The sequence below is a fragment of the Agromyces humi genome (assembly GCF_009720255.1).
GTDB lineage: Bacteria > Actinomycetota > Actinomycetes > Actinomycetales > Microbacteriaceae > Agromyces > Agromyces humi.
The window spans coordinates 1-4193 of record NZ_WJSP02000329.1 but is presented as its reverse complement, the minus strand read 5'-3'; the positions used below and the strand labels follow the sequence as shown (position 1 = coordinate 4193).

The window sequence follows — 4193 nt, the reverse complement described above, 5'->3', positions numbered from 1 at the left end:
GGGGTCGGCGGGCGCGATCGTGCCCGACAGGTCGGCGGGCACAGGTGTGGACTCGGAGTCGGGCGACGGCGTGGTGGCGGCGCTCGAGCGAAGTGCTGCCGGCGCGTTCACGGGCGGCCCGCTCACGGCTGCGGCTGGTTGCGCAGCACTGCCGAGCGGGTCGTCGAGGCCCGGTATCACGGGCGAGCCGGACCCTCCGATACCGCCGGAGCCGCCCGGGAGGAGCGGAATCGACGGGAGCTGGGGGAGGATGCCGGAGCCGTCGGTGGGAAGCGGGCCCATGGAACCGACGACTGCCCCGAGGGTGCCGTCGACGGTGTCGGCGACGCCGCCCACCGTCTTGCCGATGAGGCCCTTGGGCACCACGGCGCCGACCACGGGGAGCGCACTGACGGTCTTGTCGACGCCGTGCCCGACCGGGTGCAGGACCTTGCCCACCGCACCGCTGCCGGCGGCCGCCTTGGCCGTGGCCGAGACTGCATTGCCGACGGTGCCGACGGCCGTGTTCGCCGTGCCGACCGCCGCATTCGCGGTGCCGGTGACGGTCCCGGTCACGACCGGAACGGCCTCGACGACGGGCTGGATGACCGGAGCGACGGGCTCGGGGACCGCCTCGACGACGGGCTCGACGATGGTGTTGACCGGCTCGACGACCGTCTCGACGACGGTGCCGACCGTGTCGCCGACGGCGCCCGTGGTCTCGGAGACGGCTCCGACCACTGAGCCGACCAGGCCCAGCAGGCCCTTGCCCTGGCCGTTCGGCTGGTTCTCGTCGGCGGACGCGCCGGACGCGCTCGCGAAGAGGCTGACGGCGAGCCAGATGACGACGGTGATCGCGCCCAACAGGGCGTAGCGGAGCCACGGCACCTGCCGTGTGCGATCCGCTTCGATCATCGGTCTCTCACCCCCGTCCTCCGACGTTAGCGTGAAAACTCTTTCCGGGTGCGGCCCCTGTTCGGGGGGTTGCCATGCATCTATTCCCAGCTTCCCGTGACGTTCTGGCATGCATGCCCCTGCGAGAATCAGGGGATGCACCTGCTTGCCGCGCTCAGCATGAAGAACCGAGCGCTCATCGCGCTCGTCACTATCGTCGTCGCGATCTTCGGCGGCCTCGCGCTCTCGAGCCTCAAGCAGGAGCTCGCACCGTCGATCGAGTTCCCGCAGCTCTCCGTCGTCACGTCGTACCCCGGCGCGTCGCCCGACGTCGTGAACACGGACGTCTCGACCCCGATCGAGACCGCCATCCAGGGCATCACCGGCCTCGAGTCCACCTCGACGACGAGCTCCACGGGGCTGTCGCGGGTCGCGGCGAGCTTCACGTACGGCACCGACCTCGCCTTCGCCGAGCAGAAGCTGCTCTCGGCCGTGAACCGCATCGCGGGCCAGCTCCCCGAGGACGTCGACCCGCAGGTGCTCGCCCTCAGCCTCGACGACTTCCCCGTCATCCAGGTCGCCGTCACTGGCGCCGATGACATCAGCGCCCTCTCCGACGAGATCTCGCGCACCACGCTCGGCGAGCTCAACGACCTCGACGGCGTGCGCGAGGCCACGCTCATCGGCGACGTCGGACAGCGCGTCACGATCACCCCGAATCCCGAGGAGCTGGCGGCGCGCGGCATCTCGCAGCAGGCCATCCGCACGGCGCTCCAGCAGAACGGCCTGCTGGTGCCCGCCGGCACGATCACCGAGGGCGACTCGACCTTCGCGGTGCAGACGGGCGTCACGCTCGGCAGCGTCGAGGACATCGCCGGGCTCCCGGTGCTCCGCGGTGCGCAGGCGGGGGCCGGGGCGGCCGGCCCGGCCACGGGCGACGTGCCCGTCGCGACGACCATCGGCGACGTGGCATCCGTCGAGCTCACCGACAACCCGGTCACGAGCATCTCGCGCGTGAACGGAGAACCCGCGCTCACCATCGCGGTCACCAAGCTGCCGGCCGCGAACACCGTGGAGGTGTCGAACGCGGTGCGCGAGATCCTGCCCGACCTCGAGTCGTCGCTCGACACCACGAACCCCGGGGCGACCTTCACCGTCGTGTTCGACCAGGCGCCCTACATCCAGCAGTCGATCGAGTCGCTCGCGACCGAGGGCCTGCTCGGCCTGCTCTTCGCGGTGATCGTGATCCTCGTCTTCCTGATGTCGGTGCGCGCCACCCTCGTCACCGCGATCTCGATCCCGACGTCGGTGCTCATCACGTTCATCGGCCTGCAGGCCTCCGACTACACGCTGAACATCCTCACGCTCGGCGCGCTGACGATCGCCATCGGCCGCGTCGTCGACGACTCCATCGTCGTCATCGAGAACATCAAGCGGCACCTGGTCGCCGGGGCCCCGAAGGACACCACCATCGTGCGGGCCGTGCGCGAGGTCGCCGGCGCGATCACGGCGTCGACGATCACCACCGTGGCGGTGTTCCTGCCGCTCGCGCTCGTCGAGGGCGTCACCGGCGAGCTGTTCCGGCCGTTCGCGCTGACGGTCACGATCGCGCTCGCCGCGTCGCTGCTCGTGTCGCTCACGATCGTGCCGGTGCTCGCCTACTGGTTCCTGAAGCCCGCGAAGCTGCACAAGCACGACGAGGCGGGCGAGGTCGCCGCGGCGGCGTTCGTCGACGAGGAGAACCCGAAGCAGGCCGTCGACGAGCTCGAGCACCCCTCGCGCCTGCAGCGCGGCTACCTCCCGATCATCGCGTGGACGCTGAAGCACGGCGTGGTGACGCTCGTCATCGCCGGTCTCGTGCTCGTGGGGACCCTGGCGCTCACACCGCTCATGAAGACGAACTTCCTCGGTTCGTCGGGGCAGAACACGTTCCGCGTCACCCAGGAGCTGCCGGTCGGCACCAGCCTCGACGCGCTGGCCGCCGCATCGGAGCCCGTCGAGCAGGTCGTCCGCGAGACCGAGGGCGTCGAGACGGTGCAGACCTCGATCGGCTCGGGCGGGCGCGGGCTCGCCGCGGCGCTCGGCGGCGGCAACGGCGCGACCATCACCTACTCGATCACGACCGACGAGGACGCCGACCAGGACGCGCTGCAGGCCGAGGTGCGCCAGGAGCTCGACGACCTCGACGGCATCGGCGACATCACGCTGGCGGCTTCGAGCGGCTTCGGCGCCTCGAGCGACATCGAGGTCGACGTCACGGCGTCGAACGCGGAGGACCTGCAGGCCGCGACCGAGGCGGTGCAGCAGGAACTCGACGGGCTGGACTCGCTCGCGCAGACCTCGTCGAACCTGTCGGAGTCGCGCGAGTACGTCGCCGTCGAGGTGAACCGGGCGGTTGCCGCGGCCGCCGGCTACTCGGAGGTCGCCCTCGGCGGCTTCGTCTCGGCCGCGATGCAGCCCCAGTCGGCGGGCTCGGTCGTCATCGACGAGAAGACGCTGACCATCTACCTCGCGTCCGACGACCCGCCCACGTCGGTGGAGGAGCTCTCGGCCCTCGAGGTGCCGACGCCCACCGGGCTCGTGCGCCTCGACTCGCTCGCGACCGTCGAGCAGGTCGAGGGGCCCTCGTCGGTCACGACGGTGCAGGGCCTGCGCAGCGCCACGGTGTCGGCGACGCCGAACGACGACGACCTCGGCACCGCGAGCGCCGAGGTGTCCGCGGCGGTCGAGACCGCCGACCTGCCGGCCGGCGCGACGGCGTCGATCGGCGGCGTCTCGGCCGACCAGCAGGAGTCGTTCTCGCAACTGGGGCTGGCGCTGCTCGCCGCGATCCTCATCGTGTACATCGTGATGGTGGCGACGTTCCGCTCGCTGCTGCAGCCGCTGCTGCTGCTCGTGTCCGTGCCGTTCGCGGCGACCGGCGCGATCGCGCTGCAGGTCATCACCGGCATCCCGCTCGGCGTCGCGTCGCTCGTCGGCGTGCTCATGCTCGTCGGCATCGTCGTGACGAACGCGATCGTGCTCGTCGACCTCGTGAACCAGTACCGCGACCGCGGCATGAACGTGCGCGACGCGCTGCTGCACGGCTCGTCGCGACGTCTGCGCCCGATCCTCATGACGGCGCTGGCCACGATCTTCGCGCTGCTGCCCATGGCGATCGGCCTCACCGGCCACGGCGGGTTCATCTCGCAGCCGCTCGCGCTCGTCGTGATCGGCGGCCTCGTGTCGTCGACCGCGCTCACGCTCATCGTGCTGCCCGTGCTCTACGACCTCGTCGAGGGCGGGCGCGAGCTCGAAGACCCGCGCGATCGGCTCGGCGG

The 4193-nt window shown here is 71.1% G+C and carries 2 protein-coding genes; one reads left to right on the top strand and one right to left on the bottom strand.

Annotated features, from left to right (window positions below):
- Window positions 1–894: hypothetical protein (locus tag GH736_RS18295; protein ID WP_159605891.1), on the bottom strand; the 894-nt coding region annotated here is incomplete at its 3' end.
- A 135-nt stretch (window positions 895–1029) separates the two neighbouring features.
- Between GH736_RS18295 and GH736_RS18290 the strand changes: the two genes are divergently transcribed.
- Window positions 1030–4193 (top strand): efflux RND transporter permease subunit (locus GH736_RS18290; RefSeq protein WP_159605889.1); only part of this gene is annotated, 3164 nt, incomplete at its 3' end.